General features: G+C 64.3%; 14 protein-coding genes and 4 pseudogenes. 13 read left to right on the forward strand and 5 right to left on the reverse strand.

The window, feature by feature from the left end; translation table 11 throughout:
- The first annotated feature begins 102 nt into the window (after positions 1-102).
- Positions 103-717, forward strand: coding sequence for a nitroreductase family protein (locus SHTP_RS03590; protein WP_096372307.1), 615 nt, complete (start codon positions 103-105; stop codon positions 715-717).
- 46 nt (positions 718-763) lie between these two features.
- Here the strand turns inward: SHTP_RS03590 and SHTP_RS28400 are convergent.
- Together SHTP_RS28400 and SHTP_RS03600 are read right to left on the reverse strand one after the other, a co-directional pair.
- A pseudogene (locus tag SHTP_RS28400) lies at positions 764-886 on the reverse strand (NAD-dependent epimerase/dehydratase family protein); the annotation flags it as partial.
- Between the two features lie 3 nt (positions 887-889).
- Entirely contained in the window at positions 890-1390 is a 501-nt protein-coding gene (locus SHTP_RS03600) for a nuclear transport factor 2 family protein (protein ID WP_096372308.1), read from the reverse strand.
- A 101-nt stretch (positions 1391-1491) separates the two neighbouring features.
- On the opposite strand from SHTP_RS03600, the gene SHTP_RS03605 reads away from it, so the two are divergent.
- Together SHTP_RS03605 and SHTP_RS03610 are read left to right on the forward strand one after the other, a co-directional pair.
- Entirely contained in the window at positions 1492-2490 is a 999-nt protein-coding gene (locus tag SHTP_RS03605) for an acyl-CoA dehydrogenase family protein (protein WP_096369793.1), read from the forward strand.
- Positions 2474-3649 carry an acyl-CoA dehydrogenase family protein gene (locus tag SHTP_RS03610; RefSeq protein ID WP_096369794.1) on the forward strand — a complete coding sequence of 392 codons (1176 nt, stop codon included), beginning with the start codon at positions 2474-2476 and terminating at the stop codon, positions 3647-3649. Before SHTP_RS03605 ends, SHTP_RS03610 begins: the two co-directional genes overlap by 17 nt.
- A 100-nt stretch (positions 3650-3749) precedes the next feature.
- Here SHTP_RS03610 and SHTP_RS03615 read toward each other — a convergent pair whose 3' ends face one another.
- The 3 genes from SHTP_RS03615 to SHTP_RS03625 all read right to left on the reverse strand — a co-directional run bounded on the left by SHTP_RS03615 (position 3750) and on the right by SHTP_RS03625 (position 6139).
- Positions 3750-5114, reverse strand: a complete 1365-nt coding sequence (locus SHTP_RS03615) for a cytochrome P450 (protein WP_096369795.1) — start codon at positions 5112-5114, stop codon at positions 3750-3752.
- 14 nt (positions 5115-5128) lie between these two features.
- On the reverse strand, positions 5129-5329 hold the full coding sequence (locus SHTP_RS03620; protein ID WP_011738671.1) for a ferredoxin: 201 nt from the start codon (positions 5327-5329) through the stop codon (positions 5129-5131).
- A gap of 108 nt (positions 5330-5437) precedes the next feature.
- Positions 5438-6139 carry an SDR family NAD(P)-dependent oxidoreductase gene (locus tag SHTP_RS03625; protein WP_096369796.1) on the reverse strand — a complete coding sequence of 234 codons (702 nt, stop codon included), beginning with the start codon at positions 6137-6139 and terminating at the stop codon, positions 5438-5440.
- A 259-nt stretch (positions 6140-6398) separates the two neighbouring features.
- Between SHTP_RS03625 and SHTP_RS03630 the strand changes: the two are divergent.
- The 10 genes and pseudogenes from SHTP_RS03630 to SHTP_RS03680 all read left to right on the forward strand — a co-directional run bounded on the left by SHTP_RS03630 (position 6399) and on the right by SHTP_RS03680 (position 18805).
- Positions 6399-7973, forward strand: a pseudogene (locus tag SHTP_RS03630) (aldehyde dehydrogenase family protein).
- Positions 7970-9175, forward strand: a complete 1206-nt coding sequence (locus SHTP_RS03635) for a CaiB/BaiF CoA transferase family protein (protein ID WP_096369797.1) — start codon at positions 7970-7972, stop codon at positions 9173-9175. The pseudogene SHTP_RS03630 and the gene SHTP_RS03635 overlap by 4 nt, the downstream one beginning before the upstream one ends.
- 317 nt (positions 9176-9492) lie before the next feature.
- On the forward strand, positions 9493-10299 hold the full coding sequence (locus SHTP_RS03645) for an MlaE family ABC transporter permease (RefSeq protein ID WP_096369798.1): 807 nt from the start codon (positions 9493-9495) through the stop codon (positions 10297-10299).
- A gap of 42 nt (positions 10300-10341) precedes the next feature.
- Entirely contained in the window at positions 10342-11187 is an 846-nt protein-coding gene (locus tag SHTP_RS03650; protein ID WP_172900501.1) for an ABC transporter permease, read from the forward strand.
- Positions 11188-11206: 19 nt separating this feature from the next.
- Positions 11207-12388 carry an MCE family protein gene (locus SHTP_RS03655; protein ID WP_096369800.1) on the forward strand — a complete coding sequence of 394 codons (1182 nt, stop codon included), beginning with the start codon at positions 11207-11209 and terminating at the stop codon, positions 12386-12388.
- Positions 12385-13416, forward strand: a pseudogene (locus SHTP_RS03660) (MCE family protein). Before SHTP_RS03655 ends, SHTP_RS03660 begins: the two are co-directional and overlap by 4 nt.
- Positions 13409-14491 carry an MCE family protein gene (locus tag SHTP_RS03665; RefSeq protein WP_096369801.1) on the forward strand — a complete coding sequence of 361 codons (1083 nt, stop codon included), beginning with the start codon at positions 13409-13411 and terminating at the stop codon, positions 14489-14491. The pseudogene SHTP_RS03660 and the gene SHTP_RS03665 overlap by 8 nt, the downstream one beginning before the upstream one ends.
- Positions 14488-15915, forward strand: coding sequence for an MCE family protein (locus SHTP_RS03670; RefSeq protein ID WP_096369802.1), 1428 nt, complete (start codon positions 14488-14490; stop codon positions 15913-15915). The genes SHTP_RS03665 and SHTP_RS03670 overlap by 4 nt, the downstream gene beginning before the upstream one ends.
- On the forward strand, positions 15912-17174 hold the full coding sequence (locus tag SHTP_RS03675; protein WP_096369803.1) for an MCE family protein: 1263 nt from the start codon (positions 15912-15914) through the stop codon (positions 17172-17174). Before SHTP_RS03670 ends, SHTP_RS03675 begins: the two co-directional genes overlap by 4 nt.
- A pseudogene (locus tag SHTP_RS03680) lies at positions 17175-18805 on the forward strand (MCE family protein).
- Positions 18806-18815 lie beyond the last annotated feature (10 nt).

The raw sequence follows: 18815 nt of genomic DNA on the forward strand, positions 1-18815 counted from the left end.
CAAACTCGAACGCTATCGGTTTGGTGGCAATACTGATATGACGTTGAGGTGCCCGAGGCAGCCAGCCCCAGCGGCGGCGCGACCGGTGACATCTGGGAGGTGATGTCGACCGCCCGGACGGTCCGCCGCTTCACCGACCGGCCGGTCGACGACGCCACCCTTGCCCGGTGTCTGGAGGCGGCCACGTGGGCGCCGTCCGGGGCCAATGCTCAAGGCTGGCGCTTCGTGGTGCTGCGATCGCCCGAACAACGGGCGGTGGTGGCCGCGGCGGCGGCGCGCGCGCTGGCGGTGATCGAGCCGGTCTACGGAATGCGCAGGCCGGCGGCCGACGATGACAGCCGGCGTGCTCGCACCTACCGGGCCACCTACGAGTTGCACGATCGGGCAGGCGAATTCACGTCAGTCTTGTTCGCCCAGCAGCATTACCCGACGGCGTCCGAACTGCTGCTCGGCGGATCGATCTTTCCCGCCATGCAGAACTTCCTGCTGGCCGCCCGGGCTCAGGGCTTGGGCGCCTGTATGACCAGCTGGGCTTCCTACGGCGGGGAACGGTTGCTGCGCGAGGCCGTCGGCGTACCCGAGGATTGGCTGTTGGCCGGTCATATCGTCATCGGTTGGCCCCAGGACAAACACGGGCCACTGCGTCGGCGGCCGCTTTCCGACGTTGTCAATCTGGATCGCTGGGACCGGCCGGCCTTTCCGGGGCTTGGGAGTTAATCGACCAAGTGTGCGGTGGTGGCCAGCGCTTCATCGCCGTACTTGGAGCCGATGAGCCGCCACGGAGGTCCATTGCGACCACGGTGTGCCCACGGCGCAAAAGGATCTCGGTGCAGCGCTTGCCGATCTGTCCGAAGGCGCCGGTAACGAGCACGGTCTCCGACGTCATCGGTTACCGGCCCAGTCGGTGCAGCAGCGCCGCCGCCGCGTCGCGGAGCCGAGGTGAGATCGGCACGGAAAAAGGGGGATTGAAGACGTCCTCGCGCAACCTGGTCAAGGTGGAACTCTTGATGAGCCACGCGCCATCGAGCTTCTCGTAGGTTTCGTGGTAGTGACCACGCCCGTCGAGGTTGACCCCGGGGCCCAACCGCACCACATCCTGCAGCGCCCAGACACCGGTCGCCGTCGTCGGCGAGCTCAGCGTGATTTCCGGCGCGTGCACCTGATGCACGGTGGGGCGCGAGGGCCTTCCCAAGGTGGCGCGAACGTAGGCCACGAACTCGTCGGCGCCGTCGATTACCTTCCCGCCGCAGCGTGAGGTGTCGCTGAGGAAATCGTCGGTGAACAGCGTCCGCCAGTCGTCCCATCGTTTGGTGTCCAGGTAGCGGCAGTATCGGGCCTTGAGCTGCTTGATCGCCTCGATCTCCCACAGTGTCGTTGCGGCGTCCAGCATTACCGTCCCTTCCTGCACCCCACAGCCCTGTAGTAAGATTATCGCTTCCGATACTGAGAATGCTATTCTCGCCAGAGAGCGCACGACGGGAGGCGGTCCGCATGCTGTTGGAGTTCGATGCTGATCAGCGGCTCTGGCAGGCGACGATGCGCGACGTGGTCACCAAGCAATGCCCGCCGTCGCTGGTCCGCAGCGTCGCCGAGAATGGTGCCGACTCCGATCCGCTGTGGAAGGTGTACGTAGACCTCGGCTGGACCGAGTTGAACGATCCGGCTAGCGCGGTGGAGTTGGCGATTGTGCTCGAGGAGTTGGGCCACGCGACCGATCCCACTCCCTTCTTGGCGACGATGAGTCAGTTCGCGCCGCTGGCCGCCGGTTGCTTCGACCCTCATCAATCGGGCACCGCCGTGTACAACGGGATAACGGTGCGCCGGGACGCGCAGGGGTTGCTGTTGGACGGGACGGCACGCCATGTCCTGGAAGGGGACCGCGCAGACCGGTTGGCGGTGGTGACCGACGCTGGGGTGTTCATCGTGGCGGCCAGCCAGGTTTCGGCTCGACGTGAATCCGTCTTTGACCCGGTGCTACACGTCGCGGACCTGTCCTTTCGCGAGGTCAGGGTGCCGGAGAACGCCCGAGTGGGCGTCGACGCCGAGCGGGCTCGCCACATCGCCCTGACTGGCATGGCCATCACGATGGTCGGCGCCTGCCAGCGCATTCTCGATCTGGTGCTCGAACATGTGCGCAGCCGTCACCAATTCGGTGTGCCGATCGGCTCCTTCCAGGCCGTCCAGCACAAGGCGGCGGACATGCATGTCGCGGTGCAGCGGGCCCGGGCCCTGGCGTATTTTGCCGCGCTGACCATCTCCGCCGATGATCCGCGCCGGCGCCTGGCCGCGGCGATGGCCAAGGCATCGACGGGCGAGTGCCAGTCACTGGTGTTCCGCCATGGGCTACAGCTTTTTAGCGCAATGGGATTCACCTGGGAGAACGACCTACAGTTTGCGCTCAAACGGGCCAAAGCGGGCGAACTCATGCTCGGTGGTGCGGCGCAGCATCGAGCCCAGATCGCTGAGGAATACCGTGCAGCTGACTTTTGATCCCGACGTCGAGGCGTTCCGGACCGAGTTTGCCACCTTCCTCGACGAACACCTTCCGCCGGCGAGTGAAACGGTAGAGCGCCCCAGGTCGGTTTCGCATCTGCCCCAGTGGGCACGTCGCTGGCAGCGACTGCTGTTCGACAACGGCTGGCTGCTGCCGGGCCAGCCCCCAGAGTTCGGCGGGCGCAACGCGACGGTGGTTCAGCAGTTCGTACATCTCGAGGAACTGTGCCGCCGGCGGATCTATCACAGCCTCAACCCGCAGGGCGTTAATATCGTTGCCGCGTCGATACTGTCGTTTGGAACCGACGAGCAGAAGCTGCGGTGGGCGGTGCCGATACTGCGGGCGCAGATCACCGCTTCGCTAGGCATGAGCGAGCCCAGCGCCGGCTCCGACCTGGCGTCGCTGCGCACTCGCGCCGTGCTCGACGGCGATCACTTCGTGGTCAACGGCCAGAAGGTATGGACCTCGGGGGCCCATGACGCGGACGTCCTACTGACCTTCGTGCGCACCGACCCCGACGCGCCAAAGCACAAGGGGATCAGTGCATTACTGATACCCACCGATACCGCCGGTGTGGTGCGCCGGCCCTTCCCGTCCATCTGCTCCGCCGATGACCTGGACTTCAACGAGGTGTTTTTCAGCGACGTGAGGGTGCCCGCCGCGAATCTGGTTGGGGCGCTCAACGGGGGATGGCGGGTGGCCAGTGGATCGCTGGGGCACGAGCGCACCATGATGTGGCTGGGATTCGCCGACCGGTTGGACAATCTGATCGCAGACTTGCATCCGGTCACCGAACTCGACCATGACCGATACGCCACCATGGTGATGGACAAGCAGGCCCTGCGGCTCTTGGGTTCGGTGGCGCTGGCGCGCGCTTCCCGAGGTGAGGACGACACGTCCGCAATCTCGGTGCTCAAGCTGCTCGGTTCGGAAGCCGAACTGCGGGCCAGTGAACATGCTTTGGCTGCCGCGGGATCCGACGGGCTGATTCACCCCGCACTGACCGGGCCGTATGCGCCGATGAATTTGGATCACTACTTCGCCAGCTGGTTCGAGCGATACGCCCGCAGCTTTTCCGGCACCATTGCTGGGGGCACCTCGGAGATTCAGCGCAACATCATCGCCCAGCGGGTACTGGGGCTACCCCGCGGCTGATCCCCCGTGCCGCGCGGCCCCCTTTTCCTGGCGAGCAGACGCGAAATCGCATCATCGCCCGCTACCTGATGCGATTTTGTGTCTGCTCGCCGGAGGGGCGTCAGTCGATGACCGCGGCTTGTTTGCGCTCGGTGACGGGCCGCGCGAGTTCCTGTTCGTCGCAGATGCGTTGCAGCTTCGCGAGAGTCTCGTCCAGGCCCGCGCCGACCTTGCGGCCCGGGGTGAACGTTGCGGGCAGCTTGCGCATGCCCTGGATGACGCCGATGGTCTCGTAGTGGACCGCCCCGTCGGGGTCACACCGGTAGTCGGGCATCCGGTCGGCGACGGCGCTCAGCATCGACTTGAACACCGTGCGCGCCACGTTGGATCCGTTGCAGCGGTGTACGCCGATGCCGAAACTGAAGTGCCGGTTTCCCCTACGGTCCAAGACGAGCTCGTCCGGGTCTGGGAAGACCTGCGGGTCGCGGTTGGCCATCGCCCACGAAATCCACAGCCGTTCACCCTCTTTGAAATGGATGCCGTCAAATTCGACGTCATCGGAAAAGGTTCTGCCATCGCCGGGGGCGGGGGTGAAGTAGCGGAGGAACTCCTCGGTGGCGGAATCGATCAGGGTATCGCGGTTGCGCCACAGTCGCTCGCGCTCGTCGTGATGCTCGGAAAGCCATTCCAGCGCATGGGCGGTCAGCGCGGTGGTGGTGTCGAATCCGCCGCCGATGACCAGGCCGAGATTGCCGAGGATCTCCAAATCGGGTGCGGGTTGGCCGTCAATACGCATCCGGACCAGGGCATTCACCAGACCGGGCCGGGGGTTATCGCGAATCTCGATCATGTTAGTCACCATGTCGAGCCCCATCTGTCGGTGCATCTCGGTCACCCGCTGAATGTCAGGGGAATGTTCCGGCGTGTACACCGCCGCATGGACTGGCTCACTGTAGAGGTTCCACTTCTCGAGCGGGATGCCCAAGATGGCCAGGGTCAGCACGGCCGGAACGATGTTGGCCAGATCGTCGACGAAGTCGATGCTGCCCTGTTCGATCCTCTCGTCCAGGCAGGCGCGCGTCACTTCGTCGATGAACGGCTCCCAGCGTTTGACCGCGGCCGGCGATAGATATGGGTTCAGCACGGTGCGATAAATGCGATGCTCGGGGTCGTCCATCTCCAAGAAGCCGCCCCGCACGCCGTTGATGCGGCTCGCCGTCGGGATCGAGATTCCCTTGTAGCCGCGACGTTGGTTGTTGACGTCGTGATCGTTGGACACCGCCGGGCAGCGGGCCAGCTCGAATACCTCATGGCTGCCAGCGGCTACCCAGTGGCCGCCATAGGTATCGCTCCACGCCATGGGGTAGGTGGTGTGCATCTCCTCGGTAATTGCCTTGAACTGCGATCGGTACTCGGGAGAGTGCCGGTCGAATTGGTACCGGTTCTTCTGGTGATCGTTGTCGCTCACTACATCGTCGACACTCAACGTGCTGTCTCCCTTTATGTTTCGTCGGTGATGACGATGGCCTGCTCAGGACAGGAATGAGCGGCCTCCCGGACCAGGTCCCACTGATCGGCAGGAACCGTCTCGCTGATTGCCGACGAACTGCCGTCGATATCGCTGAGCTGGAACGAATCCGGAGCGATCATCGCGCACAGGGTGTGCCCCTGGCATCGTTGTGGATCAACCCAGACCTTCACCGTGCCTCCTCCCATCATGGGACTGCACCTCTTGTTGCTCTTGTTGTCGTAGCGCCTGGGGCACCGGACGGCGCGGTGCCTGACCTTCCACGCTTCCCACCTCCACGCTCAGGTGTTCCGGCCGCCGTTGACACCGAGGATCTGACCCGTGATGTAGCCGGCTTCCTCGGACACCAGAAAGGCGCATGCCGCCGCGATGTCTTCCGGCTTGCCGATCCGGCGCACCGGGGTGCGGGCGATGTTCTGTTCGATGTCACCGAGGTGCCCCTGCGCGGCGGCGTTGCGCAGCATGGGGGTGTCGATGAACCCCGGCGGCACCACATTGACGGTGATACCGCTGGGCCCGTACTCGAGCGCCAATGCCTTGGTGAGTCCGTTGACGGCGGACTTCGCCGCCACATAGTGGGTCATATACGGAGTGCCCGAATGCGTGCTCGACGATGAGATGTTGACGATTCGGCCCCATCCCGCCGCCACCATGTCGGGCAGCACCGCCTGGATCGTGTGGAAAACCCCATTGAGGTTGACGTCGATCACTCGCTGCCAGTCCTCGAAGGTGATGTTGCTGAACCGCTTGAACCCGTCCAAACCCGCGGCGTTGACCAGAATTGTGACCGGGCCCAGCCGCTGGCGAATCGCCGCCAACGCGGCATCGACCTGCGAGCGGTTGGTGACATCGGCGGAGAAGGCAAGCCCACCGTCGGGGGTTTTGAGGTCGAGGGTGGCGACATCGATACCGTCGGCGCGCAGCCGCCGTGCGATGGCCAGCCCAATCCCGGATGCGCCACCGGTAACGACCGCGGTTTTCATTCCGCCAATATCCGAGGCGCTGGTGGGGCCGTCGCAATCTCAATCATAAAGAATCTCCCTTGCAATTATGAGAACCCTACTCTCGGACGAAAGCGGCTCGCAAGCTAGCCGCGAAACGGGGTGTGGCCAGCGGCAATGGCCACTCGGCGGTGGACGCTGAGCGATCGCTTAGCCGATCGACGGTGCAATCCGGTCGGGCGACTTTCTTGAACTCTCGGGGGCGAATGTAAGACTCGCCTGAGATGAGAATCAAATTTTCGTGACTGTCATCACGCCAGGGGGCGGCAGAATGTCATCGCAGGACACGGCGCAGACCGTCGCGGATGCGCGATCAGGGGTTGCCGAGGCCCCGGCCGCCTCGCGGGCGCAGCGCCGACTGTTGATTGGCGGGCGGCTCATCAGCACCGATCGGACGTTCCCGTCTGTCAATCCCGCCACCGGTGCGGTGCTGGGGTATGCCCCGGATGCCGGCGTCCCCGAAGCCGAGGCGGCGGTTGCGGCGGCCCGGCGCGCCTTTGACACGACCGAGTGGTCGACCGACGTCGAGTTGCGCATCCGGTGCCTGGACCAGCTGCACCGGGCCCTGGTCGACCATGCCGAGGAACTACGGGAGCTCACTATCGCCGAAGTGGGGGCGACCCACGCGCTGACCCAGGGCGCCCAGCTCGACGAACCGATCGGCATCGTGCGCTTTTACGCCGACTTGTTGTCGCGCTACGAGTTCTCCGAAGACCTTGGCGAGAAGGAATCGAGGGGGATGCGCCACCACCGCTGGGTGGAGAAGGAAGCAACGGGCGTGGTGGCGGCCATCATCGCCTACAACTATCCGAACCAGCTCGCGTTGGCCAAGCTGGCTCCCGCCCTGGCCGCGGGCTGCACGGTGGTGCTCAAAGGCGCGCCGGACACCCCACTGGTCACGTTGGCGCTGGGTGAACTGATCGCCAACCACACCGATATTCCGGCCGGTGTGGTCAACGTGCTCAGCTCGTGAGATCCCGCGGTGGGGGAGGTGCTCACCACAAGCCCCGACGTCGATGTCGTGACCTTCACCGGGTCCACCGCGACCGGCCGGCGAATCATGGCCGCGGCAAGTCAGACGGTCAAGCGGGTCTTCCTGGAGCTAGGTGGCAAGTCGGCGGTGATCATGCTCGACGACGCCGACTTTGCCGGCGCCGCGATGTTCGCGGCCTTCAGCATGGTCACCCACGCGGGTCAGGGCTGCGCGCTGACATCGCGGCTGCTGGTGCCCAGGGCCCTCCACGACGAGATCGTGGAGTTGATCGCGCAGAACTTTGCCAGAGTGCGCCACGGTGACCCGGCTGATCCGAAAACCTATATGGGCCCGCTGATCAACGAACGCCAGCGCGACAAGGTCGACGCGATGGTGGGTCGGGCCGTCGCCGCGGGCGCGACGCTGGTCACAGGCGGCAAACGCCTGGATCCGGGCTTCTTCTATGCGCCCACGCTGCTCACCAATGTCGACCCGGACAGCGAGATCGCTCAAGACGAGGTGTTCGGGCCGGTGCTCGTGGTGATTGCGTTCGACGATGACGACGACGCGGTGCGCATCGCCAATAACTCGATCTACGGACTGGCCGGCGCCGTTTTCAGTCGCGACCAGGAGCGCGCCCTGGCCCTCGCCCGCCGCATCCGCACCGGATCGTTCTCGACCAACGGTGGCAACTACTTCGGCGCAGACAGTCCCTTCGGCGGCTTCAAGCAGTCGGGTGTCGGCCGGGAGATGGGCGTCGCCGGCCTCGAAGAGTTTCTGGAGCGCAAGACTTTCGCGGTGCCCGTGATGCCGGCCGTACCGGCCGGGGAGGCCCGGGCATGAAGCCGTTGGAAGGCATCCGGGTTCTGGAAGTCGCCATGTACGGCTTCGTCCCGTCGGCGGGCGCGGTACTCGCCGAGTGGGGCGCCGACGTGATCAAGGTCGAACACGCGGTGACCGGTGACCCGCAGCGGGGGCTTCGGCAGACCGGCATGTTGCGGGTGGAAGGCGATCCCAACCCCAATATCGAGCATGCCAACCGCGGGAAGCGCAGTCTCGGGCTGGACATGTCGATATCCGAGGGCAAGGAGGTGCTGCACGAGTTAGCGCGTCGGTCAGATGTTTTCCTGACGAGTTTTCTGCCGGGCGCGCGGCGCAAGTTCGGCATCGATCTCGAAGACATTCGAGCCGTGAATCCGTCCATCATCTATGCCCGCGGCAGCGCGCTGGGGCCGCGCGGGGAGGAAGCGACCAAGGGCGGCTACGACATGACGGCCTTCTGGTGCCGGGCCGGAACGGCCGCCACCATCACACCGATGGGCTACCAGGGGGTGATCAATCCGCCGGGGCCGGCGTACGGCGACACCATCTCCGGCACCAACCTGGCCGGTGGTATCGCGGCAGCCCTGCTCAAACGGGAACGGACCGGTGAACCGTCGGTTGTAGACGTATCGCTGCTGGGCAGTGGGCTGTGGTCGTTGGGACACACGGTGGCGCTGACCCGCCATCTGGGGCAGCGACTGGAAGCGCCACCACCAGGGATCCACGGATCGCCGATCAACCCTCTGGTCGGGGTGTACGCGACATCGGACGGTCGCTACATCTCGTTGGTGATGATGCAGCCGACCAAGTTCTGGGCCGATGTGTGTCGCCATATCGACCGACCGGACCTAGCCGAGGATCCGCGCTTTGCCACCGTCGAGAAGATCGCCGCCCACACGGCGGATGCGGTGGAGATCTTGACCAAAGCCATCTCAGCCCGCACGCTTGCCGAGTGGAGCGAACGCTTTGCGACGCTCGCGGGACCTTGGGCGCCGGTGCAGGACACCCTGCAAGCGGCCGACGACGCGCAAGTCCGGGCCAACGAGTATGTGGTTCGCGCAGGCGAACTCGAACTCGTCGCCAACCCAGTGCAATTCGACGTAACCGCGCCGCAGACCGGACCGTCGCCCGGGTTCGCCGAGCAGACCGACGACATCTTGCTGGAACTCGGATTCGACTGGGACCGCATCATCGAACTCAAGACGGCCGGTGCCGTCACCTAGAATCCGGAGCCCACATTCCCAACGCCGCCAACGCCGCCGGTCTACCCGTCTTGTCGGATAACGGTTGTGCGTTTTCGGTTCCACGTGGGCGCGCGATGAGCAATAATCGCCGAACGCGGCAAGACATGGGACTGGGTCGGGTCCGCATCGCTTGCAAGCGCCAACTCACGCAACAGAACGGAGGACTGGCGTGAGGGTGGTAGCCGCTGTACACGGCGAAACGGCATGCCCTCCGGGGCGATCGCAGCTACGGGTCGCCCATATCAACTTGGTACGCAGCGTATTTGGCTGTCCGCTCGGCGAAGGGCCGTGGACCCATGGCGAATAGGGCGGCCGACCTTTGGACCCCGGGCATCACGTTCGGGCGCGGCTCCAAACCAATGCAAGCCGTCGGCGGGCTGTTCGCGATGTCGGCCGACGCCATCAAATTCGCCTTCCGCCGTCCGTTCCAGTGGCGTGAGTTCCTGGAGCAGTCATGGTTTGTCGCGCGCGTGGCCATGCTGCCGACGCTGTTGGTGGCCATCCCATTCACCGTCTTGGTCAGCTTCACCCTCATCATTTTGTTGCGGGAGTTGGGTGCAGCGGATCTGTCCGGCGCCGGTGCCGCGTTCGGAGCGGTCACTCAGGTCGGCCCGCTGGTGACGGTGCTGATCGTGGCGGGTGCCGGTGCCACGGCGATGTGCGCCGATCTGGGTTCACGAACGACCCGCGAAGAGATCGATGCGATGGAGGTTTTGGGCATCAATCCGGTGCAGCGCCTGGTGACGCCGCGGATGCTGGCCTCCGGGCTGGTCGCGCTGCTGCTGAACAGTCTGGTGGTGATCAACGGCATCGTGGGCGGCTACGTCTTCTCGGTATTCGTCCAGGATGTGAACCCCGGCGCATTCGCCGCCGGCATCACGCTGCTGACCGGTGTGCCCGAAGTCATCATCTCCTGCGTCAAGGCGGCGCTTTTCGGTCTGATCGCCGGACTGGTCGCCTGCTACCGCGGCCTGACCATATCCGGCGGCGGAGCCAAGGCCGTCGGAAATGCGGTTAACGAAACGGTGGTCTATGCATTCATGTCGCTCTTCGTCGTCAATGTGGTCGTAACCGCGATCGGCATCCGAATGTCGGCGAAGTAGCTGCGAAGGCCAAGGATCCCAAAGGAGGCGCAAAGACACCCTGTGGCGCTTAGAGCGGTCTATCCGCATATGACGCGACAACTCGAAAAGCTGGTCGGCACGCTGAGCCGCATCGGTGACCACACACTGTTCTACGGCAAGGCGATTGCTGGCGCTCCTTTTGCGGCCACCCACTACCGGCGGGAGATCATTCGCCTGGTCGCCGAAATCAGCATGGGTGCGGGGACTCTGGCGATGATCGGCGGGACACTGGTGATCGCCGGCTTCCTGACCCTGGCCGCCGGTGGAACCCTGGCCGTTCAGGGCTATAGCTCGTTGGGCAATATCGGCATCGAGGCGCTCACCGGCTTCCTGGCCTCATTCATCAATGTCCGGATTGCCGCGCCCATAGTCGCCGGGATCGGTTTGGCCGCGACCTTCGGCGCCGGTGTCACCGCGCAGCTGGGTGCGATGCGGATCAACGAAGAGATCGACGCACTGGAATCGATGGCGATCCGGCCGGTTTCGTATCTGGTCAGCACCAGGATCGTCGCGGGGATGATGGCGATCACCCCGCTGTATTCCATCGCCGTCATCCTGTCGTTTCTGGCCAGCCAGTTCACCACGGTGATCCTGTTCGGCCAGTCGGGGGGCCTGTATCAGCACTACTTCACAACCTTTCTCAACCCGATCGATCTGTTGTGGTCCTTTGTGCAGGCCGTGTTGATGGCGATCACGATCTTGCTGATCCATACCTATTTCGGTTACTTCGCTTCGGGTGGTCCCGCGGGTGTCGGGGTCGCGACCGGCAACGCGGTGCGTACCTCGCTGATCGTGGTGGTATCGGTGACGCTGCTGGTGTCGCTGTCGGTGTACGGCTCCAACGGCAACTTCCACTTGTCGGGTTAGGGGAGGCGAACAAAAGACAATGTCGCGCAACCTCGGTCCCAACCCGATGCACCGTTCGGAAACCGCCAGCGTTGCAACCCCTGTCGCGGCGTCGCCCGGTCGGCACTTTGGCGTCAGCTCCTACGCACGCCCCTTGGCCGGGTTGGCGACGGTATTGGTGATCGCTTTGATCGTGGCCGTCGCGGTGGGCTTGTTCCGCGGTGACTTCACCCAGAGCGTGCCGGTGACCGTGGTCTCGCCCCGTGCCGGGCTGGTGATGAACCCGGACGCCAAGGTGAAGATGCGCGGTGTGGAAGTGGGCAAGGTTGCCGCCATCGATGTGCGGTCCAACGGTGACGCGGTCTTGCACCTGGCGATGGACCCATCGCAGATCAGGCTCATTCCGAGCAATGTGCTCGTCGATATCGCTTCGACAAGCGTCTTCGGCGCCAAGTTCGTCGAACTGGTTCCGCCCGAGCAGCCTTCATCGGAGAGCCTGCAACCTCACCAGGTGCTCGAAGGCAAGCACGTCACCGTGGAAGTCAACACGGTATTCCAACAACTCACATCGCTGTTGTCGGCGATCGATCCGGCCAAGCAAGATCCGAGTCTTCCCGCACTGAGCCACGACCTCGTAGTCCTGCCCGTGGTGAGCAACGCCTACGCGGACGCGGCACAGGATCTTGTCAACACGGCCGAGAACGCGATCAGGATCAGCAAGTCGATCGTCGACGAGCAGCAGAACTTGGACGCGTTCCTGATCAGCTCGATCGGTTTGGCTGACGTGGGCAACGACGTGGTGGGCGGCAACCGGCAGGCGCTGACCGATGTCCTCGATCTATTGGTGCCGACCAACGATCTGCTCTACGAGTACCGCCAAGCGTTGTGGTGCGGCATTTCCGGTTCCCTGGTGAATCTTCATGCCCCGCCACTACCCGAGCCCATGATCAAGGTCTTGGTCTACCTGGGCTTCGGCGCCGAACGCTACCGGTACCCGTCGAACCTGCCCAAGGTGGCCGCCACCGGTGGGCCTCAGTGTTATGACCTGCCCTTGGTGCCCTTCGACAAGGTGCCACCGTTCGTGGTGGCCGATGTCGGCGCCAACCCGATGCAGTACGGCAACCCGCAACTGCTCCTGAACTCCGACGCGCTCAAGCAACTGTTGTACGGCCCGATCGATGGTCCACCACGCAACACCATGCAGATCGGGCAACCCGGATGACCGGCTCACGCGCGATGATCATCAAGTTCGGGGCGTTCGCCGCGGTGATGATCGTGCTGACGGTCTTTCTGTTCTTCATCTTCGGGCAGTACCGAACCGGCTCGACAAACGGTTATTCGGCCCTGTTCAACGACGTTTCACGGCTCAAGCCCGGCGAAACCGTGCGGATCGCCGGAGTCCGGGTGGGCACGGTCAACAGCGTCTCGCTGCGGACAGACAAGAAGGTCCTGGTGAAATTCGATGCTGACCGCAACATCGTGCTCACCACCGGCACCCGCGCCGTGGTGCGCTATCTGAACCTGGTCGGTGACCGCTATCTCGAACTGGTCGATGGCCCTGGCTCCACGAAAACGCTGCCCGCCGGATCACAGATCCCGATTGAGCGCACCGCCGGTGCCCTCGATCTCGATCTGCTCTTGGGCGGACTGAAACCCGTTACCCAGGGACTCAATCCGCAAGACGCCAATGCGCTCAGCGCGTCACTGATTCAGATTTTCCAGGGCGAGGGCTGAACACTGGAATCACTGCTGTCCAAGACGTCTTCGTTCACCAATGCGCTGGCGGACAACAACGAAACGGTGCAGGCGCTGATCGACAATCTCAACGTCGTGGTAGACACCGTCAACAGGGAAGGCACCAAGTTCTCCGGCGCTATCTACCGCCTGGAGCGGTTGATCAGCGCGCTGTCGCAGGACCGCGACACCATCGGTGCCGCGATCACCGCGCTGGACAACGGCACCACATCGATCGCCGATTTGCTTGGCCGCGCCCGCGCGCCGTTGGCCGGCACCGTGGATCAACTGAATCGGTTGGCCCCCTTGCTGGATAACGACAAGAACCTCATTGATATTTCGCTGCAGAAGCTGCCGGACAACTACCGAAAGCTGACGAGGCTCGGTTCCTACGGCGCCTGGTTCCCGTACTACTTGTGCGGACTAGCGCTGCGGGTCTCCGATCTGCAGTACCGGACGGTGGAAGTGGGCATCACCCACCAGGTCACCGGGAGGTGCGCGGAACCGGATGCTTAAGTATCGCGGAGCAGGTCTCATCCGGGCCGGATTCATCGGCGCGGTGCTGATAGTGCTGGTCATCGCCGTCGGGCTGAACCCCGAACAGCTGCTACAACGAGCCACCGCCGTGCGCTACCAGGCGCTGTTTTCTGATGCCGGCGGCCTCGCCGTCGGCAACGATGTGACGGTATCGGGTATCAAGGTTGGCACCGTGTCGGGAATGTCGTTGCAGCGTGGCGATGTTCTGGTGACATTCACCGTCAACGGCGGTGTTGAGCTCGGGGCAGACAGCACCGCGCACATCAGGACGGGCTCGCTGCTAGGCCAGCGGGTGCTCACCGTTGAATCCGCGGGCGGCCACACGCTGCGTCCGATGGCTGTGATCCCGGTATCGCGCACATCATCGCCCTATTCGCTGTCGGAAGCCGTCAGCGACGCGGCGACCGACATCGCCGGCACCAACACCGATGCGCTCAACCAGTCCCTTGACACCTTGTCGGAGACGCTGAATCAGATTGCGCCGCAGCTGGGCCCCTCGTTCGACGGGCTGACCAGACTGTCGCAAGCCCTCAACGGCCGCAACCAGACGCTGGGCGAGCTGCTCAAAGGAGCCGCTGACGTCAGCGGCATCCTGTCGCAACGCAGTCAGCAGCTCAACACGCTGATCCTCAACGCCGATGACCTGCTGTCCATGCTGGTGGCCCGGCGGCAAGCGATTGTGCGGCTGCTGGCCAGCACATCTGCGGTGGCCAAACAGCTGTCGGGGTTGGTCCACGACAACGAAAGCAAGCTCGCACCGACACTGGAGCGGCTGAACGCCGTGACCGCGATGCTGGAGAAGAACCGGGACAACCTCGCCAAGGCGTTGCCGGGACTGGCAAAGTACGAGCTGACCCAAGGGGAGACCGTCTCCAGCGGCTTCTACTACAACCCGTTCATCCCAAACTTGTTCACAATTCAAGTCTTCCAGTGGTTCATCGACTATGCGTTCGGCTTCCGTGCCCACGGTGCCCCCGGTCAGCCGCCGGACAATGCCGGGCCGCGTGCCTTGTTCCCCTTCCCCTTCAACCTAAACCCGGGTGGGTCGCGATGATGCGGCTCGAAGGCGCTGCGCGCAGCAAGGTTAAAGCTGTGCTTGCGGTGGCCCTGGTCGGGCTAGTCGTCGTTGGTACCGGAGTTGCGCTGCGCAACACCTTGTTTCGTCCCACCACGATCACCGCCTATTTCCCCACCGCCACCGCGATCTATCCCGGCGATGATGTGCGCGTCTCGGGCATGAAGGTCGGCACCATCACCGCTATCCGCCCCGACGGGACCAAAGCGAAGATGATTCTGCACGTCGACCACAACGTGCAGATTCCGGCGGACGCGAAAGCGGTGATCGTCGCCCAGAACCTGGTGGCTGCCCGCTATGTCCAGCTCACCCCGGCCTACCGGTCGAGCGGCCCCGTCATGGCTGACGGCGCCCTGATACCGCTCGAGCGCACGGCGGTACCCGTCGAATGGGACGAGGTGAAAGACCAACTGATGCGCCTGGCCACCGAGTTGGGGCCCAACAGCAAGGTTTCCAGCCCATCGATATCGCGGTTCATCGACAGCGCCGCCGACGCGCTGGGCAACGGCAACGGCGACAAGCTACGCCAGACGCTGGCCGAACTGTCCGGGGTGGGGCGCATCCTGGCCAACGGCAGCGGAAACATCGTCGACATCATCAAGAACCTGCAGACGTTTATTGGGGCCCTGCGGGACAGCAACGTTCAGATTGTCCAATTCAACGATCGGCTGGCCTCGCTCACCAGCGTGCTCGACGACAACAAGTCCGACTTGGACGCGGCGTTGACCGACCTGTCCAGCGCGGTCGGCGAGGTGCAGCGATTCATCGCGGGCAGTCGTGATGCGACCGCCGAGCAGATCACGCGGTTGGCCGACCTCACGCAGATTCTGGTCGATAACAAGATGGCGCTGAAAAACGTTCTGCACGTCACGCCGAACGCGCTTGCCAACGCCTACAACGACTACGACCCGGATGTCGGGAATGTGCGAGGCGGGGTCGGGATCCAGAACCTCACCAACCCGGTGTTCTCCATCTGCTCACAACTCGGCGCCATGGAGAACGTCACGTCGGTCGAGTCGGGCAAGCTGTGCGGCCTGTATCTGAGCCCGGCGTTGAAGGTGTTCAACCCGTTGATGTACTTCAACTTCAACTATTTCCCGATTCCGATCAACCCGATCCTGGCCCCGGCCTTCGACCTGCAAAACGTCGTGTACACCGAGCAGCGGCTGGCCCCCGGCGGCGAGGGGCCGAAGCCCATAGCGCCCGAGTTGCCGCCCGCGGTGTCGGCCTACACCGGGTTGCCGGGCGACACTCCGGAGGCGCCACCGCCCCCGCCGCCGCCGGCGCGGATACCGGGGGCCGCGATGCCGGAGCCGTCGCCGCCGAGCGTGCCGGCCGAACCGTCGCCGCCCCCGGCGAACTTATCGGACATGCTGCTTCCGGCGGAAGGGCTGCAGCCATGACGGCGTCAACCGCGACGCCGGCGCTACGGCGGCTGTTCGTCATCGGATGCTGCGTCATGCTGGCGGTGACCGGATGCGCGTTCAACGGGCTCAACTCGTTGCCGTTGCCGTTGCCGTTGCCGTTGCCGTTGCCGTTGCCGGGTGCGGTGGGGCGTGGGCCGGGAGCCAGCGTCTACCACGTTGAGATCGCCAACGTGGGCACCCTGGAAGCAAATTCGCCGGTGATGCTCAACGACGTCATCGTCGGCAGTATCAGCAAGATGACGGTGCGGGGTTGGCACGCCGACGTGGAGATCTCGGTACGGCGCGGAGCGGTGATCCCGGACAATGCGGTGGCTAGCGTCGGCCAGACCAGCCTACTGGGATCCATGCACCTGGCCTTGAATTCGCCGTTAGGCCAGGTGTCTGACCAACGGCTGCAACCGGGCTCCACCATCCCGCTGAGTCGGTCGTCGACCTATCCGTCGACCGAGCAGACGTTGTCCTCGCTGTCGGTGATCCTCAACGCCGGTGGGCTGGGGCAAATCGGGGACATCATTCACAATTTCACCGCGGCGCTATCCGGTCGTACCAGTGATATTCGTGATCTGCTGGTGCGTCTGGACAGATTCGTCGGCACATTCGACGAACAGCGCGACAACCTGGTGGCGTCGATCCAGGCACTGAATCGGCTCGCCGGTACGCTGGCCGGCCAGCGCGACGTGATCACCCAGGCGCTGCAGAAGATTCCGCCGGCGCTGGATGTTCTCATCCGGGAGCGGCCGCGGTTCACGGCGGCGCTCGACAAGCTCGGGACGTTCAGCGACACCGCCACCAGACTGGTCAACGACGCCGGATCCGACTTGGTGCAGAACCTGCAGAACCTGGGGCCGACGATAAGTGCTCTTGCCGACATCGGACCGGACCTCGACGCCGCCATCGCGTACGTGCCGACGTTCCCGTTCACCCAGGGCTTCATCGATCGCTATATCCGGGGCGACTACGTCAACGGCTACTTCATCATCGACTTGACGAATGCGGGGCTGCGCAAGAGCATCCTGCTGGGTACGCACTGGGGCCGGTTGGGCGCCGAGGGCGTACCGGCTCCGGGGGATCCGGAATACCTGCAGTTCAAGTTCGGAGCTCCGATACCGCCTGGCCCGCCACCGGCGGACGCGCCACCGCCCGGGGACCCCGCGCCCGGCCCCCCGCCCGATTCGGCGGTTCCGATTCCGGGCGCGACTCCGGCCGAGGCCGCGCCGACGGACGGGGGTCCCTAGATGTTGACCCGGTTCGTGCGCATCCAGTTGGCGATCTTCGCGATTGTGGGAATGGTAGGTGTGGCGGTGATGGCGGTCTGGTACATCCAGGCCCCGACGCTGCTCGGTATCGGCAAAATGACTGTGACGCTGGAACTGCCGGCCACCGGTGGCCTCTATCGCTTCAGCAACGTGACCTACCGTGGCGTGCAGATCGGCAAGGTCACCGCGCTCGGCCTGACCTCCAGCGGCGCGAAAGCCACTCTGGCTCTGGATGCTTCGCCGAAGATCCCGGCGGATCTGAAAGCCGAGGTGCGCAGCATCTCGGCGGTGGGCGAGTACTACGTGGATCTGCGTCCTCGAACCGACTCCCCGCCCTACTTGCATGATGGCTCGGTGATCGCCAGGGACCGCGCCGTGATTGGCCAGCCGATTGGCCCGGTGCTCGATCAGACCAGCGCCCTGATCAACAGCATTCCCAAGGGTAAGCTCAGCACGTTGCTCGACGAGTCGTTCAACGCATTCAACGGGGCCGGTTACGATTTCGGATCGCTGTTCGACTCTTCAGCACAGCTGTCGGGTGACCTCAATGGCATCGCCGATCGTACCCGGACCCTCACCGAAGACAGCGGGCCATTTCTGGACGCGCAGGCGCAAACCACCGATTCAATTCGGTTGTGGGCACGCAGCCTTGCCGGGGTCAGCGGCCAGCTGGCCACCAACGACCCGCAGATACGCACCCTGTTGGAGCGTGGCCCGGGTGCCTTCAACGAGGCATCAAAATTGCTGGATCAGATTAAGCCGACGCTGCCGGTGCTACTTGCCAATCTGCCACCGTCGGTCAGATCGCGGTGACCTACCATGCCTCGGTCGAACAGATCCTGGTGCTGCTGCCGCCGTTCACCGCCGCGATTCAGTCTTTCCTGGGCACCAAGAGCCCGGTCGGCTTGGCCACTGGTGCGTTCAACCTCATCATCAGCGATCCGCCCGCGTGCACGGTCGGCTTCCTGCCGCCGAGTCAGTGGCGTAACCCGGCCGACACCACCATCGTTGACACCCCGGACGGGCTGTACTGCAAATTGCCGCAGGACTCCCCCATCGGAGTGCGCGGCGCCCGCAACTACCCGTGTATGGGTCAGCCCGGAAAGCGGGCGCCGACCGTCGAAATCTGCGAGAGCGACCAACCATTCGAGCCACTGGCGATGCGCCAGCACACCTTCGGTACCTGTCCGTTGGATCCCAACCTGATCGCGCAGGGGATCCCGCCCGACGACCGGGCCAACTGGAACCGCGAGAGAATCTTCGGTCCCGTGGAGGGCACGCCGCTGCCTCCGGGCGTGGGCCCGCCGGAGGAAACGGTGATGCCGCCGGGACCGCTGGGCCCGCCATCACCGATGGGGGAGGTTTCGCCGATTGCGCCCATCGACGTGCCGTCCACCCCGCCTCCCGCACCCATCGACGTGCCGTAGGCTGCACCGAGCGGACTCGGCCGGGCTGCGGCACGGCCCGGCCCATCCGTGGCTTTTGCCCAATACGACCCGCACACCGGTAGTTACGTCGCCCCCGATGGTCAGGTGTACCGCCAGACGGATCTGATTGTTCCCGACACGCCCAAAGCGACCAGAACGTGGAAGGACATGCTTCCCACCTGAAGTCCGTTGC

It is taken from the genome of Mycobacterium ulcerans subsp. shinshuense, from assembly GCF_002355775.1.
In the GTDB taxonomy this organism is placed as follows: Bacteria; Actinomycetota; Actinomycetes; order Mycobacteriales; family Mycobacteriaceae; genus Mycobacterium; species Mycobacterium marinum.